Source organism: Terriglobales bacterium (assembly GCA_035567895.1).
GTDB lineage: Bacteria > Acidobacteriota > Terriglobia > Terriglobales > Acidobacteriaceae > Gp1-AA112.
In genome coordinates, this window is sequence record DATMPC010000099.1 from 39,480 (window position 1) to 65,563 (window position 26,084).

The window sequence follows — 26,084 nt, forward strand, 5'->3', positions numbered from 1 at the left end:
AGTCTGTGAATCATCGTCCGAACACATTGTTAATCGGAAAAAACGGTCAAGTGGGTCACGACATTCTTCCCAAGCTCGAGAAGGTCTCGAAGGTTACCGCCGTTGACCGGGCGATGTTGGATCTAACTCGACCTGACGACATCCGGCAGGTCGTCAGGTCCGTGCGTCCTGACGTGATCGTCAATGCTGCCGCATACACCGCAGTAGATAAGGCCGAGTCGGAGCGCGCCCTGGCTGAAGCCATCAATGCGAGAGCTCCTGAGGTGCTTGCACAAGAGGCCAGCCAAGCCGGCTCACTTCTGGTGCATTACTCGACTGACTATGTTTTTGATGGAACCAAATTGGGTCCGTACACTGAGGAGGATCCCGTTTGCCCCATCAACACTTATGGGAAAACGAAAGCCAACGGCGAGGAGGCGATCAGACGCACAGGTTGTCGACACCTAATCTTTCGCACGAGTTGGGTTTTCAGCGGCCGCGGGACCAACTTCCTACTGACGATGCTCAAGCTAGGAAGAGCGCGCGACCAGCTCAGGATCGTCCACGATCAGATTGGGGCTCCTACATCAAGTGAAGCGCTTGCGCGAGCTACGGTTGAGGTGCTGCAGCAGGTTTTCAATGCGAGAGGGGCAGATGAGAATTTAGGTACTTATCACCTCACAGCCGGCGGCGAGACTTCTTGGTTCGGTTTTGCGGGAGAAATCTTCCAGCAAGCATCCCCGAAGCTGTTGCACAAGGTTCCGCAGTTGCACGCGATTCCGACATCTGAGTACCCAACTCCCGCTCGACGTCCATTGAACTCGAGCTTGAGTTGCGAAAAGCTCAGATCCAAGTTTGGAGTGGTCATGCCGCATTGGCGAGACTGCCTCGCGGGGGTCTTGGCAGTGCTTAGTGCGACGGAAGAGTCTTCTAGATGCCAGTCAATAAACTAGAGGCGACCCGGAGCCAAAGAACTCTTCTGCTGGTTCTCTCCGCACAATCACCTTAGGGACGTCTGACATTGAGGTATTGACACCACCCGTTTGCTCACGTCCTCTCGTGTAAGTACCGCTGCTATTCTTTCCGCCGCATGTCCGTCCCAGAGCGGAGGAATTCGTCTTCGTTTCAGCGTACCCGAGAGGAGTTTGGTGACAGCGGTGGCGACTTTACCCACATCGCGGCCAACTAGTTGGTTTGTACCCATGCTCACGGTAATCGGGCGTTCGGTATTTTCACGAACCGTAAGGCACGGTACCTGCAAGAAGGTCGTTTCTTCCTGAATCCCGCCGGAATCCGTTATGACCAGTTTTGCCCTTTGCTGCAAACCTAAGAAGCTCAGGTAAGGAATAGGATCCATGAAACGGATTCTTCCTTCAGCCACTCCCAATCCCGCAGCCCGCATTCGTTCTCGCGTCCTCGGGTGGATCGGAAACACAATCGGAAGCTTTTGCGACAACGTTAATAAGGTCCTGAGCATATCCGCGAGCCAATCAACGTCGTCCACATTCGACGGGCGATGCAGCGTGACCAAAATAAAGCTTTCGGGAATGTCTGCTGGAACCGCGGATGCCGCGTGCGGCAGCATCCTGATCAATGTGTCGATCATCACGTTTCCGACGAGATGTACTCTTTCAGGTGCGATACCCTCGCGCGCTAGGTTGCGATTGCCATCCTCTGAAGGAGTGAACAGCAGATCTGCTAAATGATCGGTTAAGACGCGGTTGATTTCCTCCGGCATTGTGCGATCGAACGAGCGCAGTCCTGCCTCCACATGGGCTAATTTGATTCCTATTTTGGAGCAGACGAGAGCCGCTGCAACCGTTGAATTAACGTCCCCGTATACAAGCACCCAGTCCGGACGTTCTGCGATCACAATAGGTTCAAATCGCTTGATGATCTCGGCAGTCTGCTGGGCATGGGATCCTGATCCGACTCCAAGATTGAACCGTGGTGTCCCTATGCCGAGCTGTTCGAAAAACACGTCCGACATATTGACGTCGTAGTGCTGTCCCGTGTGTAGGATTGCTTGCTCAACGACCGAGTTCTCCGACAGAGCTCGGCACACCGGCGCCACCTTGATGAAATTGGGTCTCGCTCCAACAACGTGCAGTATCTTCAATGCAAGGTTCCCCAGTCCGACTCTGGTCATCGCCGATCGCTCAGCATCGAAATCTCAGCGGCCGTGAGTGATTTGCTGCTCAACGTCGAAAGCTATTCGTGGAGCCTCTAGCTGTTCCGCAAGTGAGATAGGCCACGCTGCACCCTGACGCAGACAATCTGATAAAGCTTCCATTTCTTCCATGTGGCCCTTCTGCTGCGTCATCAATTTCCAGTTGCCAGACTTTATTCCTGCAACCGTCAGAGACTTGTAGTCAACCATCGACAGTACTTTGCCGTCAGTGAAGATTTCCATTGTCTCCTTGGGGTGCGATTTGCTCCCCAGAGCTGTGTAGGTGAGCGTAGCAACTGAACCGTCCTGATACGCGATGGTGGCGACGAAATTCTCGTTCTTGACAAACTCTTTGGACGTCGGAGAAATGGATAGCGCATTAATCCTGGCTGCCCTGCTTTCCGTGAGGAAATTGAAAAGGTCATACACATGACATGCCTCACCCAAATTTCGACCGCCTCCTTCCGTTGAATGCACCCAGTGATCTGGAGGAATGTACCCAGCATTCATGCGGTAGTTGATGATGATTGGAGTGACCCGTTCTTTCAGGATTTCGCTTATCCGTTTCATGGGTGGCGAGAAGCGGCGGTTGTATCCAGTCATCAACAGTGGCCCGTTGCTTTTGGTCTGATAGAAACTCCGTATCTCTTCCAGATCGTCGGGATTCAGCGTAAGGGGTTTCTCCACAAACACGTTTTTCCCCGCGCGAAGTGCGCTCAAAACCATGCTTCCGTGTAGATTGTGCCGCGTGGCGATGAGCACGAGATCGATTGCTGGATCGGCGAGAACTTGCTCGAACTCAGTGGTCGCATAAGAAGCGCCAAATTGATCGGCAATAGCCCGAGCATTCGCACCAGTGCGGGTCATTACACAATGAAGAGCAAAGCGATCTTTCAGCTTTGCTAAATTCGGGAGATGTGTCGCTGCGGCAAAGTTGCCGGCGCCAACCAAAGCCACATTTATCCTGCTGCCGGCTTTGATGGGGGCTCTGAGGCTTACGGTTCGGGTCGGCTCGACTTCGCGCTGTGCGTACTCGAGGATCACAATCAGTGAGCGCTCATTGCCGTTCTTCAGAGCGTCGTAAGCCTGCGGCGCATCATCGATCGAGTACTTTCGGATTCCCAAATCAGAAACAGAAATTCGGCCGGACGCAAGCAGCTGCAAGTAGGCTTCCATGTTGCGGTTTTCTGTCCAGCGCACGTATGAGAGGGGATAATCCTGTCCTCCCTCTTCATACACCGAATCGTAACGTCCGGGTCCATAAGAACAGGAGATGAGGAAATCGAGTTCCTTTTTATAAAGGTCCGAGCGCTTGAGGTGTAAACCGACGTCTCCGACCAGCACGACTCGTCCTTTTTTTCGGCACGCTTGCATCGCTTCACTGATGATCGTGTCGCTCGCGCTCGCCGCGGTTACGATTACAGCGTCGGCTCCAAAGCCCTGGGTGAGACGATAGACGCGATCGACGTAGTTCTCGCTGGAAGCGTCGATCCCGAAATCCATTCCGTGATCAAGCGCAAGCTTAACGCGATCTGCGTCGATATCGACGCCGCAGACTCGACATCCATTGGCGCGCAGCAATTGCGCAGTTAATTGCCCCAGGATGCCTAAGCCAACCACAGCAATGGTTTCACCCAACGTCGGATTAGCTCGACGCACTCCCTGCATGGCGATTGCGCCAAGCGTGACGGTCGAAGCTAGTTCCGTGCCCACTCCAGATGGAATCGTGACTGCGAGGTTTACTGGAACATCGATGAATTCAGCGTGATTGGCAACTCCTCCCCCGGCGCAGCTAACAAGGTCGCCAACAGCAAATTCGGCGACTTCAGTTCCGACCTCAACCACCTCGCCCGCGGCCGAGTACCCGATTGGGAGTCCGGCCGACAGTTTCCCCAGCACTCGATCGAGCGTTCGTTTCACGCCTTGATCGCGCATCAGCTCGATCACTCGCTTCGCATGTTCCCTCTGCTTCAGGGCTCTCCGATACAGAGGCAGTTCGGAGTTGCCGACGCTTGCCATCTCTGTGCCTACGCTTACACAGGAATGGTGCACGCGAACGAGTAGGTTCTTAGGACTGACCTGTGGTGCAGGTACTTCCTGTACGATGACGCCGCCATTCTTGACGAGTGCCTGTTTCATTTCTCCTTAATCACCTGAGATTATGGTGGTTCACATCCGGTGCTCCGAGAATACCAGCAACGTTCCAGCACAATTCGAGGTTTGGCCCTCCGCTGCGGTTTCCACAAAGTATTGCTTAAATTCTGGATATTCAACTTCATTTCGATGATCCTGAAGCAGGGGTTAAGTCATTAAAGCCTTTAAATCCATAGCTCTCGGTGTGGTAAACTGCTTCCTCCTTCAGCCGCTTTGATCCAAACGTAATAAGCGGATTTTTCGTTTTGGAAGTGGCTAGGAGGTGCACGCGAACATCTGTTGGTACTCTGTGTAACGATGAAGATCTCCCCCTTCTCCGCAGTTTCCACCTTTTTCCTCATCCTTCTTACTCATCCCCTTTGCTCCGCTCAGTCGATTGATCCCTACGCAGAAGCTCGAGATAAAGACTCGACTCTGCAGAACTACCGTTCTATTCAGCAGGGCGGAAGTGCCACGCCCGACGCGGATGCCGCCCTAAGCGCTGATGTAATCGTGGAACTGCTTCGGAGGGAGCCTGCACTCAAGCTGCAGGTCAAGCGCGTGCTGATCCAAAAGGCTTTGGATCAGGGCAGGTTACTAGCAGAGGAAGATCTTGGCGATACCGAGCTGTTTGGTCTGATTCGGGATGAGTTCACCATTCGAAAGATTGCCAGCGACGAGATCGAAAAGCGTCACTACCTACGCCTTAGGCCCACGGACGAGGAAGCGTTCGAAGCACGACTCACCCAGCGCAGAGTAGAACAGCTTGAGGCCAGCGAAGGCAATCGCCAGGACAGAAAGCAGAGGGAAGGGGAAGGCGAGGAAGCGAAGCAGGGTCCCGCCGTGCGCGCTGGCGCACCATCCGGGAACGGACCTTCTCCACAGCAGCCCAGCTTTAAAGACGGCGGACCGGGGAGTCTTAGTCCAGACGATCGTACCCTGCCGCGCGTCAGTCCGAGTGAATTACCGCAATTGCTGACTGCCTCAGCGGAAATGGGAGGAGCTTCTGGCACAGCGGGCCTTTCGAGTCGGTCGTCGACGACTCAGTCATCTCTTCTCGTCCCGTCGATAACCCCTGAGCCGGCGTTTCCGTCTGAGCGTGAGGTAATTGCTGGTGTTAACCAACCTCGTCCATCGACTCCTAGAGTTGTGCAAGGCTCTGCAGCAGAGGATTCAGACCGCACGTTTCGCAAGAAGCCCAACCCCTATGCGATGGTGCCGTCTCTCTACGACTTGTATGAGCAATCGCCGGCTCAAGGCAGGAGTCTGGAGCGCTTCGGTGCGAGCATATTCGAGAATGGAACGGGCAATCTAGATCAGCTTCCGATGGATGTCCCCGTTGGTCCTGATTATGTGATCGGTCCTGGCGACGGCCTCAACGTCGATCTGTGGGGCTCCGTTTCCCAACGCCTCCAGCGGGTGGTCGACCGTGAAGGCCGACTGTCGCTTCCCGAAGTGGGAACAGTTCTCGTTGCTGGTAAGACGCTCGGCGAATTACAGCAGACTGTCCAGAAACAGCTTCGCAATCAGTTTCGTGATGTTCAAACCGATATCTCCCTGGCACGGTTGCGCACGGTTCGTGTCTACGTGGTGGGCGATGTAACTAAGCCCGGTCCCTACGATGTGAGTTCGCTGTCGACTGCGTTGAATGCTGTGTATTTGGCGGGAGGTCCCACATCAAAGGGATCGCTACGCGTCGTGCGGCACTATCGAGGGAAAGAATTGCTCGAAGAAGTGGACCTGTACGATCTGTTGCTGCATGGAGTGAATTCCGATGTTAAGCGGCTTGAGGCTGGCGATTCCATTCAGGTGCCCCCAGTCCGACCGGAAGTTGCAATTGATGGCATGGTTCGTCGTCCAGCTCGTTACGAGCTGGTCCGCGAGAGCTCACTGGGTGAGGTTCTTGAGCTTGCAGGAGGCGTTCTTCCCTCAGCAGCCCTGCGTCACATAGAGATCGAGCGAGTACAAGCACATCAGAGTCGCACGATGTTGAGCGTCGATCTGCCCGAGGGGGCGGACACCCTCGACCAGGTGACCAAAGCCCTGGCTTCATTCAAAGTGCAGGATGGGGATCGCATTAGGATCTTCCCCATTCTTCCTTACGCTCAGCAGGCGATATATTTGGATGGCCACGTCTTTCGCCCCGGCAAATATGGCTATCGCGAAGGAATCAAGATCTCGAATTTGCTCCATTCCTACAGCGACATGCTTCCTGAGCCTTCACGTCGTCATGCGGAGATCATCCGTCTTTCTGCTCCCGACTTTCGACCAACCGTGATTGCATTTAATCTCGATGAGGCTCTAAAGGGAGATCCGAAGTCCGACCTGCTCCTGCAACCGCTGGACACGATTCGCGTGTTCAGTCGCTACGATTTTGAAGACCCGCCGGAGGTTACGGTATCGGGCGAGGTTCGCAAGCCGGGCATTCACAGAACCAGTGGCGATCTGCACATTCGCGATGCGGTCTACCTCGCAGGAGGTCTAACCGCTGACGCGCTTCTATCTGATGCGCAAGTTTTTCGGCGCCAGAATGGAAAGACTGAAGTCGCGAGCATCAATTTGGAGGCGGCGCTCAGGGGCGACCCTGCCAACAATCTCCTGCTTCTGCCGAAAGATCGCCTGATTATTCACCGGGACCTCACGAAAGCCGATCCCGCCTCCGTGATGGTCGAAGGCGAAGTCGAGCGGCCAGGAAAGTATCCGCTTGGATCCGGAATGACGGCGAGCGAACTGGTGCGCCTGGCGGGTGGTTTCAAGCGAAGCGCCTATACCGATCTCGCGGACCTCTCGCGATATGTTATTCAGGATGGAGCAAAGGTAGAGGGAAAACACGAACAGGTAGAGATCGCGAAGGCATTCGCTTCTCGAGATGCAGATGTCCCACTCCGGGACGGGGACACGCTGACGATTCGACCGATTGCGGGCTTCAACAATATTGGTGCGACGGTCAACATCAAAGGCGAGGTGATGCACCCCAGCGTATACGGCATCAAAGAGGGAGAACGGCTGAGTTCCGTTTTGAAGCGCGCTGGCGGTTTCGCACCGGATGGGTACGCGGAGGGGATTTTCCTGAGTCGCGATTCCCTGCGCGTAATGGAAGAGCAGAATCGCCTCGATCTGATCTCGCGCTTGCAATCGGAGAGCGCGAACCAACCCAAATATAAGCCGGGCACAAGCCCGGCCGAGGCCGCTCTGGTCGCGCAGTCTGCGTCTCTGCAGCAGCAGCAGCTAATCGATCGCCTTAAGAACGAACCTCCAGTCGGAAGGCTTGTGGTGCACATCACGAGTGACATCGCCAAGTGGCAAAACGGTCCCCAGGATGTGGAGCTGAGGAAAGGCGACGTGATCGTAATTCCAAAGCGTCCCACGCAAGTAATGGTAACCGGACAGGTTTATAACCCCACGGCGGTTACATACCAGCCAGGAAAGAATGCCGACTGGTATTTGAAGCAGTCCGGAGGTGTGTCTGAACTGGCAAACAAGAAATCGATCTTTGTGGTTCGGGCTGGTGGTTCAATTATCGGACGCGAAGGCGGCACAAGCGGTTTCTGGCATCAGAGCGTTCTCAGCACCGTTCTTCGTCCCGGGGATACTGTAGTTGTTCCAGAAAAGCTCCTTGGCGGAACACCGGTATTCAAGACGATGCTTGAATCGGCGCAAATCATTTCCTCCATAGCCGTCACTGCCAAAGCTGTAGGAGTGTTCTAGATCTCTGTGCGGCTCTCCATTCCGATTCTCGCGGTGGCAATGATTACCTGTAATCATCCGGTTTGGGGGCAGAGTGCCGATGCTTCCGCTTCAAGAGAGGCTTATCGCGAGCGGTTGAAGGCCACCGCGTCAGATCCTTCGCCCGGCGCGACCTCCTCGACTGAGGATTCGCGAACGCGCTACAAGGAGGCATTGCGGCATCTCGCCCAAGGCGACGAAGTTGTGGCCAATCAGAATAGTGAGATTCCCAAAAGGGAACGAGCACAGGGCGAGCAGGCTGACAACGGAGGGAGTGCCGCTAAAGGAAATGCATATGGAGGAAGCGCGAGTACAGATCCCTTATCTGCTGGTCCCCCTGTTCAGCAAGAGACGGTGCAGCCCGTGTCAATGCAGAGCAGGAAAGAGGTGCAGATTCCTCAAGTTCCAACGGTAGCGGTGAATCCCTCGTCCTGCACCGACGCATATTGCAAGCAGCTTCGCCGCACAGCAGATGGCGCACTTCTGCAGCCGACCATTCGCGCCTACGAACCCGGTCGCACCCCGACCACCGAAGCCAACTTCCTGAAGAATCTAGCTTTCGATCAAATGCACATTTGGGCAAGCCCGTTCAAGCTTCGTGACGGCGATGCGACCTGGGCCGTGCCATTCGGAATTGTGACCGGAAGTCTCATCGCCACTGATCGCAACCTTTCCAAGCAAGCGGTCGATTTAGGTCGGATCGATACGAGCAAACAAGTCTCGAACTTTGGGCTTTACAGCTTCATTGGAGCCAGTGCTGCGATGTACGGCCTCGGCCTTGTTGGTCACAATGATCACCAGCGCGAAACTGGCCTACTCGCTGGCGACGCCTTCATCAATGCGACCCTCGTGGCCGAAGCGCTGAAGTTGGTTGTTGGCCGGCAGCGGCCGTTCGAAGGCGATCATTTCGGGCACATTGGCAAAGGAGGGAGTAGCTTCCCATCAGGTCACGCCATTGACAGCTGGGCGATCGCGGCCGTTTTTGCACGCGAATATCCGAACCCATTCATGCAGATTGCCTCCTACGGTCTGGCATCCGTTGTGTCGGTGGCGCGCATTACCGCGCAGCAGCACTATGCTTCGGATGTTTTGGTGGGCAGCGCGTTCGGCTACTTTATTGGGAGAAAGATCTATCGCGACCACCACGACCCCGAGCTACCTGGCGCAGAATACGGTACTTTTGTTCGCGAGCGGCAAAGGGGTGCCGAACACTCAGGTTCTGCGAGTGTTCCGCTTGAGAGCTGGGTCTATCCCGTCATTGACCGCCTGTCTGCGCTCGGCTTTGTGCACACCAATTTCGATTCCGAACGACCGTTCACACGCCTGGAGTGCGCTCGCATCGCGGCTGAGGCGGCTGAAAATGCGGATGCACTTGATGCTTCTGCGAGTATTCGGTTGATGGTTGACGAGCTGCAGCGGGAGTTCGCACGCGAAGCTGAAGTTTGGGCCGGAACCTCGGATAACCGGAGCCTTGCTCTGGAATCGGTGTACACGCGGGCAACGGAAATATCTGGACCTGTGCTGCGAGACGGATACCACTTCGGCCAGACCCTCTATAACGATTACGGCAGACCGTACGGACGTGGGTTTAATAGCATCACGGGCTTTTCCGCCCGCGCAACTTCCGGCCCGCTGGTTTTCTATTTTCGCGGTGAATATCAGCACGCGCCGGGAAACCCGGATTACACGGCTCAGCAAATGTCTTCCATGAGTGCGGTTGACCTGACTCCGGAGCTTCAACGGCCCTTTCCGGCACAGGATCGGTTCCAGGTGCTCGACGCTTACATGGGATTCAATCTCGGAGGCAATCAATTCACACTAGGACAGCAAAGCCTCTGGTGGGGGCCCGGTAGCGGCGGAGCCTTCTTGCTTTCCGACAATGCTGCGCCACTCAATATGGCGCGACTTAGCAGCGTGTCGCCGGTGAATGTGCCTTTGCTTTCAAAGTTGTTCGGACCTATGCGTTACGAAGTCTTCGTGGGGCAAACGGATGGTTACAACTACCTTCTCTCGCCACGAGGTCTGAACGGACCCCATCTGGGCACCCAACCTTTTGTTCAAGGCCAGCGGTTCACGTTCAAACCGACGCCAAATTTTGAATTAGGCTTTTCCCGAACGGCCGTCTTTGGCGGCACCGGATATCCGCTTACCGCTCGGTATTTCTGGTTGGACACGTTCTCGCTTGGTAACACTCCTCAGGGTTCCTCCAGCAAGCCGGGCGATCGACGATCCGGATTCGACATCACCTATCGCCTGCCTTTCGTTCGAGACTGGGTATCCTTCTATTTGGACGAGTTCAGTGAAGACGAGATCACGCCGGTGTTCATTCCGCGTCGCACGGCCATGCATCCTGGAATTTATATGGCGAAGCTGCCAAAGCTCCCCAAGATGGACCTGCGGGTCGAAGGCGTCTACACGGATATACCCAGTTTTGCTCCCAAGGGATACTTCTACTGGAATCTCACGTTTTTGAGCGGATATCGCAAGGATGGGAATATCCTTGGGAATTGGATCGGACGGGAAGGCCGCGGCGTCTTCGCCACATCACGGTTGTGGCTGACGGGGAAAGATTGGCTTCAATTCGGCTATCGCGAGGCCACTGTCGATCGAGAGTTTCTCTTGGGTGGGCGCTATCAGGACGAGAGTGTGAGCGCGAACTTTGCGTTGAGGAGTGATGTCATGGCTTCCGCGCTTCTGCAGTATGAGCATTGGCGCTTTCCTCTGCTGGCGGCACAGCCGCAAAGCAATTTTGTGACATCGTTGCAAATCATGTACACGCCCTCACGTGGGTCGGGCAGAAATTGATAACTGCAATACAGGTTTGATGGAGAGGAGCAGCTTCAGTGGATAAGGGTGCACACCGCCTAACTCCCGCAATCGATCGCCCTCTTGAAGTGGAGGTTCCTTCGAGGGATGAGTCTCTCTCGGAACTGCTATCCAAAGGAAGACAGGGGTCAGGTGTCGAGAAACTGAATCTGCTTTGGGACCATCGCCAATTTCTCGCTCGCGTCGCAGGCTTAGGACTTCTCCTTAGTACTATTCTGGTCTTCCTGATCCCAAAACAGTACACATCCACAGTTAGTCTTATGCCACCAGACCAGCAAGGTGGGTTAGGCGCGGCGGCAGCCCTGGCAGCATTCGCAGGAACAGGAACAGGAAAAGGTGAGGGCATCGGAGCTATGGCGGGCGACTTGTTAGGGATGAAGAGTTCCGCAGATCTCTTCATAGGGGTTATGGGAAGCCGAGCGGTCCAGGACAAGCTCGTGACCAAGTTCGATCTTCGCAAAGTCTACGGTGTGAGATTGTTGCAGGATGCAAGAAAGGAACTGGAGAGGAATACCGACCTCACTCTGGATCGCAAGAGTCAGATCGTGACTATCAGCACGACCGACCGGGATCCGGCGCGCGCCGCTGCCATAGCCCAGGAATATGCCTCAGAGTTGAACCGAGTAGTAAATCAGCTGAGCACGTCTGCTGCGCATCGCAAGCGCGTGTTTCTAGAAGAACGGCTGAAGGAGGTACAACAGGATCTCGAGGATGCTGAAAAGCAGTTCAGTCAATTCTCCAGCAAGAATGGAGCGATCGATATCAAAGAGCAGGGAAAGGCAATGGTGACAGCCGCCGCGAGCCTGCAGGCAGAACTCATCGCGACTGAGTCCGAGCTGGAGGGTTATCGTCAGATCTACACCGAAAACAACGTTCGCGTGAAGGCCGCTCAGGCCAAGATCGCGGAGCTGCGCAAGCAACTCGAGAGGCTCGGTGGTACGGATGCGATGCTGCAAGGGAATGAAGGGGGCGAATCGACTTATCCGTCGATTAGAAAGCTGCCCCTGCTTGGAGTAACGTACGCCGATCTTTATCGGCGCACGAAAGTAGGTGAAGCTGTTTTTGAAGCCCTCACCCAACAGTATGAGTTCGCCAAGGTCGAAGAGGCCAAGGACATACCCAGCGTTAAAGTCTTGGACGAGGCCAACGTACCCGAAAAGAAATCTTTTCCTCCGCGATTGTTGATGATGGTCGTCGGAACGGTCTTGTCCTTGCTGCTGGGAGTGCTCTGGGTGATTGCGCACACGAGATGGATGCAGGTCGATCCTACAGATGCGAGGAAGCTCTTCGCTCAGGAGGTGTTTATGACGATAAAGACAAACCTCCTTCACTGGTCTCGCAAACGTGATGCGTTGAACCTCGACAGAAAGGATCGCGCAACAAGCTTTCGCCGCAGATTCTAAGCCTCGATTCATTGTTTAAGAAGGGATGCGTTGCTCAGCTCACCATTGCGCATAGAAATGCCAGTGAATTCCTCAGCTCCTCAATCCGGAGTCATCGCGGCGAATGTTGAAATGTATCGCGGTCTGGCCAGTCGATATGACCGTTGCTGGACATCCGTATTGGGGCACGATCTTAATCCGGCATTAAGGCAGGACCTTGAAAAAATCGTGTCGAGTTTTTCCCCAGATCAAGGACCGTTTCGGTGCCTAGACTGCGGAGCGGGGACTGGAGCCGTGGCACTAGCTATGCTTGCTCATGGCTGGTCCGTCACTGCTGTCGACGTATCGTCTGAGATGTTAGAGTTGATGGCAAGAAAAATCGCTGCCCGCGGATGTACCGCCGCTCTCGTAAATCTCTCGATTGAAGAATTCCTGTCCCAGCCAGGTCCTCAGTATCATTTGATCGGCTTTCATTCGGTTCTACATCATATCTACGATTACTCAAGCGTGATCGATCTCGCTGTTGACCGACTTATTCCCGGTGGGTTTCTGTACACCAATGTGGACCCGGTTATTTCCCGTCATCCTGTCCTCACTGACACTTTCGATTCTTTAGACACAGGTGTGGCTAAGCTCCTGCATGAACCTTCAGATTTCATCCCAGGTGCGGTACGTCGATTGCGAAAACTTACTCGAAGCGCTGATCCGCAATTTGGGCGAAAAGTAGCGAGCGTGGGTGACATTGCAGAATTTCACGCACGAGCTGGCGTTAACGACTCGGCTATTGTTCGCTTGATACGAGCCAAGGGTCTCCAAATCGTGGAACACTCCAGATATCCGCTCGCCAGAACTAGAGTGACAAGCTACGTCAATAGGATTCTCAAGTTAAGGCAGGAGTTCAAGATCATCGCTAGGAGTCCTCAAGTCCCTCGCTCCAGCGGCAGCCGCTAGCCAATAACTGTTTGCAGGTCGGTGCATTGCATTTTTCGACATGACAGGCACTCATGAAAGGTTGGGATTTTCAGTGGTTCAGAAAGCGTTAAGAGGAATTGCAGCTGCAAACCTCAAGTCCTTACGCCTTTTAACAAGGCCTGATCGTCTTACGGAATATCTTCGCGAAGTGGAAGAGGCCTATCAACCTTATGCGCAATTACCGGTTGAAACGATTGAGTTACCAGAGATTTTGGGACGCGATTTTGCTGAACCGTTGTTCCTGCCGCTTGGACACGTTCGATCAGGTTCTTCGCCTGCTGGTGATCTCGCGGCAATTGCCGCATTGACAAGGAAAAAGCGTCCACGGGCAATCTTCGAGATCGGGACCTTTGAAGGACTTAGCACTGTGGTATTCGTGAAGAACGCCGGTCCGAACGTCGTGATGCATACCTTAGACCTTCCACATGATCATCATGAAATCTCAAGGACTTCACGCTCGTTCACCGCCCACTCCATCACAGAACCCTATAAGACAGGACACTTGATAGACAGATTCGCTATTCGTGAGCAGACCAATACGTATTGGGGTGATTCTGCAATTTTCGATTTTTCAAGCTTTGAAGGAGCAATCGACCTATTCTTTGTTGATGGTGCGCACACAGAAGATTACGTCGCCGGCGATTCTTGCCGAGCTTTCGAGTGTATTGCCAGTGATGGGTGGGTGCTCTGGCATGATTGCTTCACTCCTCAGGTCTTAAAAGTACTAAAGCAGATTGCTCAGAGTACAAAGGTGTACCAAATCCGCGGAACCGATCTTGCGCTCGCGACGAGTAAACCTAGCGCTGATGTTTTGTCGCGCTATCGAAGGACGACTTCTAATTCTTATTCATGAACCCTCCGTTTGGATCTCCGGGGACTCACACGTCAGCTAGCCGAGGCACGTCGCTCTTGCGGCAAGTATTTGAAGGTAGCGCTTGGAACGGCTTGGCGATTTCCGTGAGCCGACTTGCTCCGAGTGTTTTGACGATCCTGCTCGCGTGCTGGCTCGATCCTAAGGAGCTTGGCATTTTTGCATTCGTAATGGCGTATTACGGAGTTCTCTCTCTTTTTGCTGACTGGAGCATCGCATACTCCCTGCAGAAACTTATCCCAGAGAACTTGGGATCGACAGCTGAGATTACTTGGACCGCATTGTGCATTCGACTTAGTTTTTCCGCGCTAATTGCAGTTCTGTGTTGGGTGCTTGATGTTGCCACGAAGGTGTTTCGTGGATACGGCTCGCACCTAGGATTGCTCTTGGTGAGCTCCTCGTTCGGCATTATCGTATGTGTTTACAACGCTCGTTGTAAATTCGCGGTCGGTAGCTTTCTTAACATCGTCTTCCAAATTGGCTGGATAAGTGTTGCTTTAGTACTGGTCAACTTTGGGATGCATATCACTGGTCCGCTTTTTGCATTGGCCGTGTCGTACTTTGTGTTCGGTTTTCCAGCGTTTCTGCTTGATTTCAAACAGCCGACGGCGAGGTTTTCACCGCGGTTTGCCAGCGAAATGCTTCATTTCGGAACTTGGGCGACCCTGGCTTCTACTCTGGCTGGAATCGCTTCCCAGGGTGGGCTGCTAATTCTGGCTTATCTTTCCGGAGACGCGTCTGCAGGTATCTATAGGGTCGCGACGACATTAGGCATGATTCCTGCCGTATTGGGAATGGTTGTCGTGACTCCTCTCATGCCCATCGTTAAACGCGGTTTGCTCGAAGGCACAGACGTGACCGCAAGCTTGATCTTGCCCATTTTGCGTTATCTCCTCATGGTGGCCTTGCCGATCGCGGCAACCGCTGCAGCGTTTTCTCGCAGCATCATCGCAGCTCTTGTGCGGGACAGCTATGCAAGTGCCGCCTTGCCTATGTGCATTTGTCTTGTCGCAAACCTTTTGCAGATGCTTCTGACCACGTTTTCAGGAATTCTGCTAGTAGGCGAGGGACTGAGAGATCTTTCGAAAATTCAGGGTGTGATTGCGCTCATCGCTGTCGTCGGCAGCGCCTCTCTTGCGCCCAAAATCGGCGCAAACGGGCCGGCGCTCGCATCGTTGGTCGCATGGCTCGTTGGAGACGTGCTGCTGTATCAATGGTTCGCACGCAGGACTGTAATCTTGTTCGAATGGGTTAGTTACGCGCGCTACGCGTTTTCTGCTGGTGTGAGCGCCGTGGTTGCGGTTCTCGCAACTCGGTCGATCGTCTCTCCCGGCCATCGTTGTTCTGCGGGTGCGTGTCTATCGTTGGCACTGTATTTGATGCTCCTGTGGTTTCAACAGGATCCTGGTTTTTTGCAATTTCTTCGAGCTCTGAAGCGCGGCCTTCCGGAGAAAGCAGCTTTGGGTGCTCTAAAAATATCTCGAGTCGACTAAATGTTCTTGCGTACAGGTCAGCCAGGTCGCAGCGATCTTCTCCCCTTCAGTAACGTATCCGTACTTTCTCTCGCAATTTTGGGCGCCGCGTTGACATTTTTATTACTAGTCTTAAATTTTCCCCCGACCGACATCGCGGTCGTGGCCGCATTTCTTGTCGGATGTGCCATCTTGTGGTGGATTCCGCCGTTGCAGTCGTTTCCTACAGCTCCCAAGCTCGTGCTCATATTTTTTGCATTGCGGCCAATTTTGGACGCTGCGCTGTCGAAGGATGTGCACAGATCCACTTTGCCGCTGCAGAATATCTTTGCCGTGAGTACTGCCATAGTCCTCCTCTTCTTCGGACGAAGACTTGTTCCTCGTCTTGTAAAGGAATTTCCCAGCAACGTGCTCATCGCTCTCCTCGCATTGACTGGCCTTGCATGGCTAGTCGGTGGGTTAGGTGCGGGAGTGTATGGATTCTTGCGAACAAGCTGGGGATTGCTTGTTGCCTTGTTGCTCGGAGCATTGCTTCAAACTGAGAGACAGATCGAGATTTTCATTCGAACTTTGTTTTATTCGTCTTTCTTTGTACTGGCTATCTTGGCATTTAACTTAAAAGAAGGGGAGTACATCGGAAACGTATGGCGGGTTACTGGGCAATTTGGTGTTGCGACTACCCTGGCAGAGGTCTGCTTCTCTTTGTTCTTGCTCGGACTTTACACAATTAAGCACGTGCAAACCAGTTCAGAAAAACTGATCACAATTTGCCTTCTTCTGTTCCTGGTTCTCGCAATTGTGTTGACTCAAAGCCGGACAATCGGTGGTTTGCTCGTTCTATGCATCTTTCTGTGGCTGTGGGTTGAGGGGCACCGGCGCGCTGTCTACGGTCTGGCTCTCTGTCTTGCGTTGGCGATTGCTGGAGTTGTGTTGAGTAGCAGTCTGTCGTCCCAATCGCGAATTGCATCGAGCGTATCGTTTCAGCAGAAGGAGCTTAGCGAGGATGTGATAAACCTGACGGGCAGAACCTTTTTGTGGGCCAAAACCCTTGAGCAGTTTGCCAGTGCCAACGCGGTGCATAAGATCATTGGCCTTGGTTGGGGAACAGTATTCGCAAACTTTGAGACATTTGGTTATGAGTTATCCAGTGTGACCGAGAACTCTTTTCTCTGGTTCTTAGTGGGTTCCGGCATACTTGGACTACTAGCTTTCTCTACGTATCTAGCGTGCGCTATATCGAGAAGCTGGAGAGCCTGGCACAGAGCCGACTCTGAGTTCGAGCGCAGACTATCTTTGCTTGCTTTTTTAGTCGGACTCGCGTTCTTAATTGAGGGTTTTACCACAGACCTTGTTCTTTCGCCCGTTGCAAGTAGCTATCTCTATGCCATTTTGTCGATCTTTATGTTCCGCTCACAAAAACGTTTCGCATTAAAGGTGGTTCGATGACTCAGCTGGCCCTTGCGAAAGATGCCGTCGACGTCGCGGGTCTGGCTCCCAAATCGGAACGAAGGCTGCGCATTGGAATCGTCTTTGGCAGTGATTTCCAGGGAAATCCGCCAGGCGGCGGACAGCCAACAATTGAAATTTTCCTAAAGTACGCGCAGAAAAGAAACTACGACATATGGCTACTGGGCATGAGCACTCGACCTGAGGAACCCGTCGGCCGCCCGTCCAACCGCAAAATATACGGCCGCGAATACCCGTTTGTTCCTTTGTTCCATTTCGACGCGAAGCGGTACGCGAATCGCAAGCCGCTGATACCGCTTAGGCTTCAGGCACTGTGGGGCTACTTGCGCCAAAAGCATGTGGTGAGTTCCCTAGAGTTTGATCTCCTCTATCTGCATGCTCCTGAGGCTTTGCCGTTTCTCTGGAACAAAAGTCAACCTGTTCTCTATCACATCCATGGCACGCAAGAGAGCGCCGCTGAATATTCACGCTATCCGATTTTTAAGACGCATCTGTTCTCGTATCCATACCGTGCGTGGGTAGGATCGATCCTTCAGAGGGCCGACGAGTTTATAGTTATTGATCAGGAGAGTTACGACCTTTACACACGACGGATTCCAAAGAAGAAAGACCGATTCCATCTTTTGCCGACAGCTATCGACGTGGAGCAATTTCGGAGGATTCCGGATTTGAATCGGAGCCAAGCTCGGCGTTCCTTAGGCGTCCCTGATCAGGGCAAAATGGTGCTGTATGTTGGCAGGCTCTCATGGAAAAAAGGAGTGGACCTGCTTCTGAGGGCGTTTTCGACATTACAGCAGGCACAACCCGACGCTTTCCTTGCCGTTGCCGGAGATGGCGAGGACCGCGCTGCACTCGAAGGCCTCGCTAGCGAGCTGAACATTGCCAGTAGAGTTTTTTTCTTAGGACAGGTGCCTCACTTACCGGCACCACAGTTGCCGATACTTTTCAATTGTGCCGACGTTTCTGTGGTTGCATCGTTCCACGAAAGTTTGGCCCTAGTTATTACAGAAGCCTTGGCTTGCGGCGTGCCCGTTGTGTCAACTCCTGTGGGAATCGCTCCTGCTGTGATTCGTGACGGTATCACCGGCTACCTAGTTCAATCACGTGAGCCGTCTGAAATGGCGGATCGAATACTCCGCGTTATTCGAGACAACGCTTACTTGCCGGATCAATGTGTTGAGGTGGCGCAACCCTACGCCGAAACTTCAAAGCATATCTGTGGTGTCATCGATGCGATGTCGCAGGGAATTCACGGGCATTGACGGAAGCACTGCGCCACCTTGCAAGCATAGAGTGCGCAACTGACAGCGGCATGGAATGCCAAGGAGAGCGCCGATTTTGATCTATTCGTTGAAGGAAATCGCTGGCTCAGCTTATTACCGAACTCGTCCAGTGGAGAGCCTCCAATTTCTCTATTCGAAGTGGGAGTTTGCGCGCAGAAGAGTCGATGATCCAATTGCCATGGTTGAAATGCTTGGTTTCGATCCGGTTGCGGCATTCAGCGGGTTCGATCGCTGGTCGAGCACGCTCGAACGTGTGGTGTTCAAAGTGGCGCAACAATGGGGCCAAGGCGGGATCAACATGCCCGAGGGCAAATTCCTTTTCGCTATTACGCGAACACTACGGCCGGAAATTCTGATCGAGACCGGAGTCGCCGCAGGAGTTTCCTCCTGCTTTCTTATGGCCGCACTTATCGAGAATGGACGTGGAAGTCTCTACTCGGTTGATCTACCTGTTGCTGGGGCCACTCAACTTAAGTGCGCCGATGCCAGCCAATACTCCTGGCCGCAACGTGGAGCTGGGTGGGCAATTCCAGACGATTTGAAGAAGGGAATTGGCTCGCGTCACCAACTCATCCTGGAAGATGTCCGAACCGCTCTTCCCCGCCTGCTTGATGAACTCGGAAGCATTGACTTTTTCTTCCACGACGATCTCCATCTGCCGGATCATATGCTTTGGGAATACGAGTGTGTCTGGAAACACCTCCGCGATGGTGGCGTTCTCGCTTCGCACGACGTAAACATGGGATGGATTCGCTTTTGTCGAAATCGCCGGATACCTCGTCAGCGATTGGTCAATTTGAACCGGCTTTGTGCCGTTCGAAAAAACAAGGAAAGATAACCTTTCAAGCTATGACCAGAGCCGCCGTTTTGACCATTGGCCCAAGTCCTCCTCCCTACAACGGTATGAGTGTCGCAACCGAGCTCGTTGCCAGATCAATCGATAATTCCATTGGGCATCTTCACTTAGATGAGCGCCTTCACTTAGATACGGCCGATCGGAGAGGACTGTCGAACGTTGGCAGGCTCGACATTCGCAACCTGTGGCTCGCCGCGATGCATGCGCTTCGGTACCTTTGGTTGCTCATTAGAAAACGCCCAGCGGTGGTGTATGTACCGATTTCGCAGGCTTGGTTGCCATTTTTGCGCGACTGCATGTTCCTTCTGCCGGCGAAGCTAACCGGTAGGAAAGTAATAGTTCATTTGCACGGCGGATATTTCGGCGTTTTCTTCCGCCGGACGTCGGCCTTCATGCGTTCGATCATTCGGCTGTCGCTAAAAGATGCGGCTTGTGCAATTGTGCTGGGGAAAAAGATCCAGGATGCTTTCGACGGCATTCTGCCGGCGGACCGTATTGCGGTGATTCCCAACGGCATACCGGATCCCTTTGAACGGTCCGTGTTTAGTAAGCGGCGCGACGAGAGCCCGACGATTTTGTTTCTAAGTACACTAATGGCGAGCAAAGGAACGCTGGACCTGCTTCGATCGCTACAGTTCGTTACCGCGAAAATTGGGCCCGCGCGCAGCATCTTTGCCGGCGAGTGGTACTCGGAAGAGGAACGCAAGTTAGCCGAGCAGCTTGTCCGGGCTCTTCCGAACGATTCAAAGCCCGATTTTGTGGGAGTAGTCGGCCCCTCGCGCAAATACGAACTCCTCGATCGCAGCACTATCTTTACCCTGCCTACCTTCTATCCGTTTGAGGGCCATCCGTATGTGATTTTAGAGGCAATGGCAGCCGGACTGCCGATCATCTCAACGAAGTGGGCATGCATTCCAGAGATGGTCGAAGATGGTGTAAATGGTTTTCTGATTGACCCGGGAGACGTTGAGGAACTTGCTGACAGAATTTGCACACTCCTGAGCGATGACAAGTTGCGTCACAGAATGGGACAGGCGAGTCGCGAGCGATTTCTCGAGGATTTCACTTTCGACAAGTTCTCCAGCAGATTACAGGGAGTGTTTTCTAGGGCGTTGGACGGCTGCGCACACGCTCAGCAGAAAGCGCATGTTGCATGAGGCCCCGCTTCGAACCAGTAGCCGGTCCGAATCGTGAGACGAGTATTTCACATGTCTCTGATGTGCGCGAGTTCTGGAACGTCGAGGCGTGCGGCTCGCATTTTGTCGCTGCGGAAAGAGGGACTTCTGAGTTTTACGAGCAGTTTCGTTCGTTCCGGTATCGGACCGAATGGCACATTTCCGAGCTTGTTCCATTTGAGGAAACAAGAGACAAGAAGATATTGGAAATCGGATGCGGCAACGGAGCTGATGGAGCGCTGTTCTCCCGTGCTGGAGCCGACTACACTGGAGTGGATCTGACGCCCGCCGCCGTTCGTGCGACGCAGAGCCACTTTGAAGCTCTGGGACTGAATGGGCGCTTCCAAGTGGAAGATGCGGAAGCCCTTTCGTTTTCGGACGAAAGCTTTGATTTCGTTTATTCGCACGGAGTGCTTCATCACACGCCGCATCCTAAGGTAGCCTTTGCCGAAGTATTCCGTGTGTTGAAGCCTGGTGGAAGGGCGATTGTGATGCTCTACCACAAACACAGTTTCAACTATTACATTCGCATTCTCGGATACATGCGAGCTCGAATTCTGCTCCATGTCCTCCTCCGGGTTGGCCGTCATTCCGAGGATCGCTCGCGAATAAATCAGCCGATGCTGCACTTACGTGGAAACCAGAACTCGTTGGTTTGGCGCGCGCACTATGCGAATTTTCTCCGTCAGGGATGGAGTTATCTGCAAGCCAAGAACTTCGTTCATCATGCTACTGATGGTCCTGCGTGCCCGGTCGCGAACGTTTACACCCATAGGATGGTGCGCACGATCTTTCGGCAGTTTACGGCGGTGGAGACGAAAGTGGCTCACTTTCCACTCCGCAAGTATTCTGCTTTCAAGTGGGTGCCACTTTTTGTTGAACGACGACTTTCTTCCATGCTGGGGTGGTACTTATTCGTCTATTTGACTAAATGAGCAGGGACGCAGTGCTGTTCGAGAGTTAAGAACAATATGTGTGGCATCTGTGGTACGGCAGGATTTGCCGACGAAAGTCTTCTGGCGCGCATGACGGACCTCATGACACATCGCGGGCCCGACGATGGAGGTGTGTACGTCTCGCCAGACAGGCTATTTGGGCTGGGCAACCGGCGCTTGAGCATTATCGACCTTTCGTCGGCCGGACACATGCCGATGTCAAATGAAGATGGCAAGATCTGGATTACGTATAACGGGGAAATCTATAACTTTCCCATACTGAGAGCAGAACTCGAAGCCTTCGGGCATAATTTCCGTTCGCATACCGATTCGGAGGTCCTCATTCATGGTTATGAGCAGTGGGGCATCGATCTACTCAAGCGTCTGAACGGAATGTTTGCGTTTGCAGTACTGGATCTGCGTTTGCGACCTGCAAAACTTGTGCTGGCTCGTGACCGATTTGGAATCAAGCCGCTTTACTACATACATATGGGCGATAGGCTTCTCTTCGCCTCAGAAATAAAATCCATTCTTGCCGCTCCCGAAGTGGCGCGCGAAGTAGATTTCGGTTCTCTGCACCGGTACTTGGCGTTCCTGTGGACGCCGGGACCGACAACCCTGTTTAAGGGCGTCTACAAGCTTCCTCCCGGTCATTACATGGAATGGTCGGACGGGCGCCCTTTGGTCCATTCCTACTGGAACCTTTCGTATGAGAGCCTTCCGGTGAAGGACGAACGGGAGCTTACCGGACAGCTACAGGACGTTCTAAATCGTTCAATCACTCGACAACTGATCAGTGACGTACCGCTAGGAGTTTTCTTAAGCGGTGGGTTGGACTCGAGCACGATCGCCGCAATAGCATCGCGCGCGAGCTCGGAGCCGCTGAGCACTTACACGATTGTCTATCGTCCTGAGGACAGCCGGCTGGAGCAGTCTGACGAAGACGCGGAAGTCTCGCGAGAGGTGGCAAAGCAGCTTGGAGCCAGACATCACGAGATTGTTGTGAGCCCCGATGTTGCAGAGATCCTGCCCAAGATTGTGTGGCACTTGGATGAGCCTGTGGCCGACGCTGCGGCGATCAGCACTTATCTGATTTGCAAAGCCGCTGGCTCCGAGCTGAAAGTTCTTCTCAGCGGGCAAGGTGGCGATGAGGTTTTTGCAGGGTATCGCGTTTACACCATGGCCGCATTAGCCAGTTCTCTCAGGGCCGTTCCGAAGTTGTTCTGGAATCGGCCGGCGAAAGGCATTCTCGATCTGTTGCCGAGAATCAAAGATCATGTTGCGGGCGTAAATCCGGGTCTCGTCCTTGCCGTGCACCGCTATTTGGCTAAGGTGGTGGAGGGTGCAAATCTTGAGGCCGAAGAGCGGTTTGTTTTCACTAGGTCCTACTACACCGATGCTGGGCAAATGCAGCTTTATAACTCCGATCTGGAGGGAGTTCTTCGAGGTTCCGTGGCTGGCGATCGACATCTGGAGTATTTCCGAGAGGTTGATGGGCTCGATTTTCTGAACCGCATGCTCTACGTCGACACAAAGACATTTCTTCCGGAGCTTAATCTCACCTATTCAGACAAACTGAGCTCCGCGGCCTCGGTGGAGGTGCGTGTTCCTCTTCTCGACAATGAGATCGTTGAGTTCATGAGCCGCGTTCCGGTTGAGATGAAGCTCAGGCGCTTTGAGACTAAGTACCTCATGCGTCGCGCTGTTAAGGATCTCCTTCCGGCACGCGTGCTCCACCGGCGGAAGGCTAGCTTTGGTGCACCCATTCGGACATGGCTACGACGTGATTTGCGAGAGATGGTCGACGATCTGCTTTCAGACAATTCGTTGCGCGATCGCGGATATTTCGATCGCAAAGCCATTAGAAAGTTGATCTCAGATGATCGGGAAGGGCGCGCGGACAACAGCTATCGCATTTGGGCGCTCCTCACCTTGGAACTGTGGCACCGAGCTTTTATTGACTCGCATCGTCCGCTGCAAACTTGTGATTCAGTCGTGGGCTCCATGACTGCGAACCTGGCAACATCATCCCCGGTGGTGAGCTGATTTACGCGCCCAATCCTCAACTCGTGGCCCAGTCAAGCCAAGCTAGTGAGTCTGCAGCACTCACATATAGTTCTGAACTATCTCTGGCCCTCGAACGCCTCGACAATTGGATCGAGGGCCAGAATTTCAAAGGCTGGGATCCGCATGATGCGCTAAATAGCCCGATTGTTCGTTCCCTTGTCGGCGAAAGTCACTTGCTGAGACTCGTCGCAGTGCAGGCCCTGAGGCACTCTCCAGTCAATATGCGTCCACTGCTGCGTGTTCCCAAGTCGCACAACCCCAAAGCAATGGGTCTGTTTCTCACCAGTTACTCACACAAGTATCGCAATGGCGGCATAGCTGATCGCGGTCTTCTGGTCAAGTTTTTCGCTCAATGGCTCAGCCAGCATGCGATTCGGGGCTATTCCGGGCCATGCTGGGGGTACAATTTCGACTGGCCCAATCGAGGTTTCTTTGCTCCGGCTGGCACTCCAACGATTGTCAATACAGCCTTTATCGGTCTGGCGTTCCTGGATGCGGAACCGGTGCTGAGGTCGTTTTTGGGAGGGCAAGAGAATGACGGCGGAGGCAGCGCATTTGAACCGCTACCGATTGCCCGAGGAGCCTGCGATTTTGTTTTGCGCGATTTGAATCGCCAGGATTCGAGTGCCGGGCAAGTGTGTTTTTCCTACACACCCATCGATCGCCGTTTCGTCTATAACGCGAATTTACTGGGTGCGCAGTTGCTGGCAGCGGTTCACGCTCGAACAGGAGAAACGAACTTGCGCGAATTTGCTCTTTCGGCAGCGCGTTTTGCAGTTTCTCGGCAGCGCAGTGACGGTTCCTGGACTTACGGCATTAGTCGCGACGACCAATGGGTAGATAACTTTCACACCGGATTCGTTCTCGTCGCCTTGAGCGAGATCGGGAGATTGCTCGATACTAACGAATTCGAATCGGCGACTCGAAGTGGATACCGGTTTTGGAAGGAACGGATGTTCCTCGAGAACGGCGCACCCAAGTATTACCTCAACAAAACCTATCCGATCGACGTTCACTCCGTTGCGCAGGCAATTCTTACGTTTCTTCAGTTTTCCGAATCCGAACCTGAAGCCCTTAAGGCAGCCCGACAGATTTCTATCTGGGCGATCAACAACCTTCAGGACTCGTCTGGGTTCTTTCATTATCAGATTCACCGCTGGCACCGTATACGAATTCCATATATGCGCTGGGGCCAGGCTTGGATGCAACTCGCACTCACAAAGCTCCAACTGAAATGCGACGGCCATAAGCGTGTCCCGGAGGTTGTGCATGCCCGCTAATCGAGTGGAGTTCTTGGGCTGTCCAGTCGATAACCTTTCGATGGAAGACGCTGTTGCCACTCTGGAGCGGTTTATCGAAACACGCGAGCCACATCAGATCGCCGTCATCAACGCGAACAAGCTCTGGCAAATGGAACAGGACCCAAGGTTGGCCACAGCTGTGCGCGGAGCGGCTTTGTTCATTCCAGAAAAGGCGGTGGTCATCGGGAGCCGGTTGTTGGGGCTAGAGGTTCACCATCACATCGGCGGAGTCATGCTGCTGAAGCGATTCTTATCTCGCGCGGAAGAAAGAGGATACCGCCTCTATTTCTTCGGTGCGCAGGCCTCTGTGCTGAATCGAGTGGTGAGCAATCTGCGATCGATTTACGAAAAATTGCAGATTGTTGGCTGGCATCATGGGTTCTTCACCAGCGAAGAAGACCTTGCGATCAGAAAGGAAATCGCGGAGCTTCGTCCGGATGCGCTTTTTGTTGCTCTTGGAAGTCCAAAACAGGAATTTTGGATCGCTCAGCACCTGCCGGAGCTCGGGGTTCCTGTTTGCATGGGCGTGGGAGGCAGCTTTGACGTGGTTGCAGGTATCAAGCGGGACGCACCAGATTGGATTCGCGCTCTGGCGATGGAATGGTTATTTCGGCTCGTGCAAGACCCGCGAAATCTGTGGCGTCGATATGCAATTACAATGCCTTGGCTGCTAAGAAAAGTTCTGTCTGAGCTAACACGCAAATGGCTGCCCGGCTTTGAGCAGGGCCACGGATAAACGCATGTTCGACGATAGGCGCGGAGTCCTGCTCAAGAATAATCCATTCGGAGTTTTAAGAAAGATGTGCGTGCAAGCAGAAGAGATGGTGTCACTGGAGATGTCGCCGTTCTGGCACCGTTGGCTCTTCGTGACCGCAAAGCGCGCTCTGGATATCGTGTTGTCGGCCTTTTTCTTGTTCCTTCTTTTACCAATGTTTCTAGTATTAGCTGTGATGGTGAAGCTGACTTCTCCAGGACCACTTTTCTACACATGGCGGGTAGTGGGAAAAGACGGTCGGCGTTTCAACGGATATAAGTTCCGTTCGATGTGTGCCAACGCTGACGAGTTAAAAGGCCAGCTCGAACATCTCAACGAGATGGATGGGCCCGTATTTAAACTCACCCAAGATCCGCGTGTCACTAAACTCGGAATCTGGATGCGCCGTCACAGCTTAGATGAGCTGCCCCAGCTTTATAGCGTATTGAAGGGAGACATGAGCCTGGTCGGTCCACGTCCTCCTCTCTATAGCGAATATGAGTGTTTTACCGAATATCAGAAGCGAAAGGTCGCAGTTAAGCCAGGTATTACGTGCTTGTGGCAAGTTAACGGACGCAATGACGTGAGAAGCTTTGAGCAATGGGTGGAGATGGACTTGAAATACATACGCGAGTGGAGTCCGCTGTTGGACTTCCGCATTTTGTGCAAGACATTTATTGCGGTGTTTGCTGGCACAGGGAAATAGGTCTTTTTT

18 protein-coding genes are annotated in these 26,084 nt (G+C 53.5%); 16 read left to right on the forward strand and 2 right to left on the reverse strand.

The features are described from left to right. Window positions 1-5 precede the first annotated feature (5 nt). A complete protein-coding gene (rfbD, locus tag VNX88_20350; protein HWY71029.1) occupies window positions 6-932 on the forward strand; it encodes a dTDP-4-dehydrorhamnose reductase in 927 nt (308 codons plus the stop codon). Window positions 933-979: 47 nt separating this feature from the next. Here the strand turns inward: rfbD and wecB are convergent, their stop codons facing one another. Both wecB and VNX88_20360 read right to left on the reverse strand, forming a co-directional pair. Then, window positions 980-2,128 (reverse strand): UDP-N-acetylglucosamine 2-epimerase (non-hydrolyzing), encoded by a 1,149-nt coding sequence (wecB, locus tag VNX88_20355; protein ID HWY71030.1) that lies wholly within the window; start codon window positions 2,126-2,128, stop codon window positions 980-982. A 24-nt stretch (window positions 2,129-2,152) separates the two neighbouring features. Continuing rightward, window positions 2,153-4,288, reverse strand: a complete 2,136-nt coding sequence (locus VNX88_20360; protein HWY71031.1) for a Gfo/Idh/MocA family oxidoreductase — start codon at window positions 4,286-4,288, stop codon at window positions 2,153-2,155. 312 nt (window positions 4,289-4,600) lie between these two features. Between VNX88_20360 and VNX88_20365 the strand changes: the two genes are divergently transcribed. From VNX88_20365 to VNX88_20435, 15 genes are all read left to right on the forward strand, one after another. Continuing rightward, window positions 4,601-7,990, forward strand: a complete 3,390-nt coding sequence (locus tag VNX88_20365) for an SLBB domain-containing protein (protein HWY71032.1) — start codon at window positions 4,601-4,603, stop codon at window positions 7,988-7,990. A 6-nt stretch (window positions 7,991-7,996) separates the two neighbouring features. Continuing rightward, window positions 7,997-10,813, forward strand: a complete 2,817-nt coding sequence (locus VNX88_20370) for a capsule assembly Wzi family protein (GenBank protein ID HWY71033.1) — start codon at window positions 7,997-7,999, stop codon at window positions 10,811-10,813. 38 nt (window positions 10,814-10,851) lie between these two features. Beyond that, window positions 10,852-12,237: a GNVR domain-containing protein gene (locus tag VNX88_20375; GenBank protein ID HWY71034.1), complete on the forward strand. Its 1,386-nt coding sequence runs from the start codon at window positions 10,852-10,854 to the stop codon at window positions 12,235-12,237. A 111-nt stretch (window positions 12,238-12,348) separates the two neighbouring features. After that, on the forward strand, window positions 12,349-13,167 hold the full coding sequence (locus VNX88_20380; GenBank protein ID HWY71035.1) for a methyltransferase: 819 nt from the start codon (window positions 12,349-12,351) through the stop codon (window positions 13,165-13,167). Between the two features lie 73 nt (window positions 13,168-13,240). Next, window positions 13,241-14,041, forward strand: a complete 801-nt coding sequence (locus VNX88_20385; GenBank protein ID HWY71036.1) for a class I SAM-dependent methyltransferase — start codon at window positions 13,241-13,243, stop codon at window positions 14,039-14,041. Continuing rightward, window positions 14,038-15,552, forward strand: a complete 1,515-nt coding sequence (locus VNX88_20390; GenBank protein ID HWY71037.1) for an oligosaccharide flippase family protein — start codon at window positions 14,038-14,040, stop codon at window positions 15,550-15,552. The genes VNX88_20385 and VNX88_20390 overlap by 4 nt, the downstream gene beginning before the upstream one ends. Window positions 15,553-15,630: 78 nt before the next feature. Beyond that, window positions 15,631-16,977: an O-antigen ligase family protein gene (locus VNX88_20395; GenBank protein HWY71038.1), complete on the forward strand. Its 1,347-nt coding sequence runs from the start codon at window positions 15,631-15,633 to the stop codon at window positions 16,975-16,977. Continuing rightward, window positions 16,974-18,260 (forward strand): glycosyltransferase family 4 protein, encoded by a 1,287-nt coding sequence (locus VNX88_20400; protein HWY71039.1) that lies wholly within the window; start codon window positions 16,974-16,976, stop codon window positions 18,258-18,260. Before VNX88_20395 ends, VNX88_20400 begins: the two co-directional genes overlap by 4 nt. 55 nt (window positions 18,261-18,315) lie before the next feature. Further along, the gene (locus VNX88_20405; protein HWY71040.1) at window positions 18,316-19,119 is read left to right on the forward strand and encodes a class I SAM-dependent methyltransferase; all 804 of its coding nucleotides are present in this window, start codon (window positions 18,316-18,318) and stop codon (window positions 19,117-19,119) included. 11 nt (window positions 19,120-19,130) lie between these two features. Next, entirely contained in the window at window positions 19,131-20,294 is a 1,164-nt protein-coding gene (locus VNX88_20410) for a glycosyltransferase family 4 protein (GenBank protein ID HWY71041.1), read from the forward strand. After that, window positions 20,291-21,247: a methyltransferase domain-containing protein gene (locus VNX88_20415; GenBank protein ID HWY71042.1), complete on the forward strand. Its 957-nt coding sequence runs from the start codon at window positions 20,291-20,293 to the stop codon at window positions 21,245-21,247. The genes VNX88_20410 and VNX88_20415 overlap by 4 nt, the downstream gene beginning before the upstream one ends. 36 nt (window positions 21,248-21,283) lie before the next feature. Continuing rightward, window positions 21,284-23,293: an asparagine synthase (glutamine-hydrolyzing) gene (gene asnB / locus VNX88_20420; GenBank protein ID HWY71043.1), complete on the forward strand. Its 2,010-nt coding sequence runs from the start codon at window positions 21,284-21,286 to the stop codon at window positions 23,291-23,293. A gap of 194 nt (window positions 23,294-23,487) precedes the next feature. Beyond that, complete coding sequence (locus VNX88_20425; protein ID HWY71044.1) at window positions 23,488-24,594, forward strand: hypothetical protein; 1,107 nt, start codon at window positions 23,488-23,490, stop codon at window positions 24,592-24,594. Further along, window positions 24,584-25,351 carry a WecB/TagA/CpsF family glycosyltransferase gene (locus VNX88_20430; GenBank protein HWY71045.1) on the forward strand — a complete coding sequence of 256 codons (768 nt, stop codon included), beginning with the start codon at window positions 24,584-24,586 and terminating at the stop codon, window positions 25,349-25,351. Before VNX88_20425 ends, VNX88_20430 begins: the two co-directional genes overlap by 11 nt. 4 nt (window positions 25,352-25,355) lie before the next feature. Beyond that, window positions 25,356-26,075 carry a sugar transferase gene (locus tag VNX88_20435; GenBank protein HWY71046.1) on the forward strand — a complete coding sequence of 240 codons (720 nt, stop codon included), beginning with the start codon at window positions 25,356-25,358 and terminating at the stop codon, window positions 26,073-26,075. Window positions 26,076-26,084 lie beyond the last annotated feature (9 nt).

Excerpts from the sequence above, each read along its gene's own strand:
- VNX88_20360 (HWY71031.1), bottom strand. The coding sequence starts at position 4,288 with ATGAAACAGGCACTCGTCAAGAATGGCGGCGTCATCGTACAGGAAGTA.
- VNX88_20400 (HWY71039.1), top strand. The coding sequence starts at position 16,974 with ATGACTCAGCTGGCCCTTGCGAAAGATGCCGTCGACGTCGCGGGTCTG.
- wecB (HWY71030.1), bottom strand. The coding sequence starts at position 2,128 with ATGACCAGAGTCGGACTGGGGAACCTTGCATTGAAGATACTGCACGTT.
- VNX88_20435 (HWY71046.1), top strand. The coding sequence starts at position 25,356 with ATGTTCGACGATAGGCGCGGAGTCCTGCTCAAGAATAATCCATTCGGA.
- VNX88_20415 (HWY71042.1), top strand. The coding sequence starts at position 20,291 with ATGAGGCCCCGCTTCGAACCAGTAGCCGGTCCGAATCGTGAGACGAGT.
- VNX88_20405 (HWY71040.1), top strand. The coding sequence starts at position 18,316 with ATGCCAAGGAGAGCGCCGATTTTGATCTATTCGTTGAAGGAAATCGCT.
- VNX88_20390 (HWY71037.1), top strand. The coding sequence starts at position 14,038 with ATGAACCCTCCGTTTGGATCTCCGGGGACTCACACGTCAGCTAGCCGA.
- VNX88_20410 (HWY71041.1), top strand. The coding sequence starts at position 19,131 with ATGACCAGAGCCGCCGTTTTGACCATTGGCCCAAGTCCTCCTCCCTAC.
- asnB (HWY71043.1), top strand. The coding sequence starts at position 21,284 with ATGTGTGGCATCTGTGGTACGGCAGGATTTGCCGACGAAAGTCTTCTG.
- VNX88_20380 (HWY71035.1), top strand. The coding sequence starts at position 12,349 with ATGTATCGCGGTCTGGCCAGTCGATATGACCGTTGCTGGACATCCGTA.
- VNX88_20430 (HWY71045.1), top strand. The coding sequence starts at position 24,584 with ATGCCCGCTAATCGAGTGGAGTTCTTGGGCTGTCCAGTCGATAACCTT.
- VNX88_20365 (HWY71032.1), top strand. The coding sequence starts at position 4,601 with ATGAAGATCTCCCCCTTCTCCGCAGTTTCCACCTTTTTCCTCATCCTT.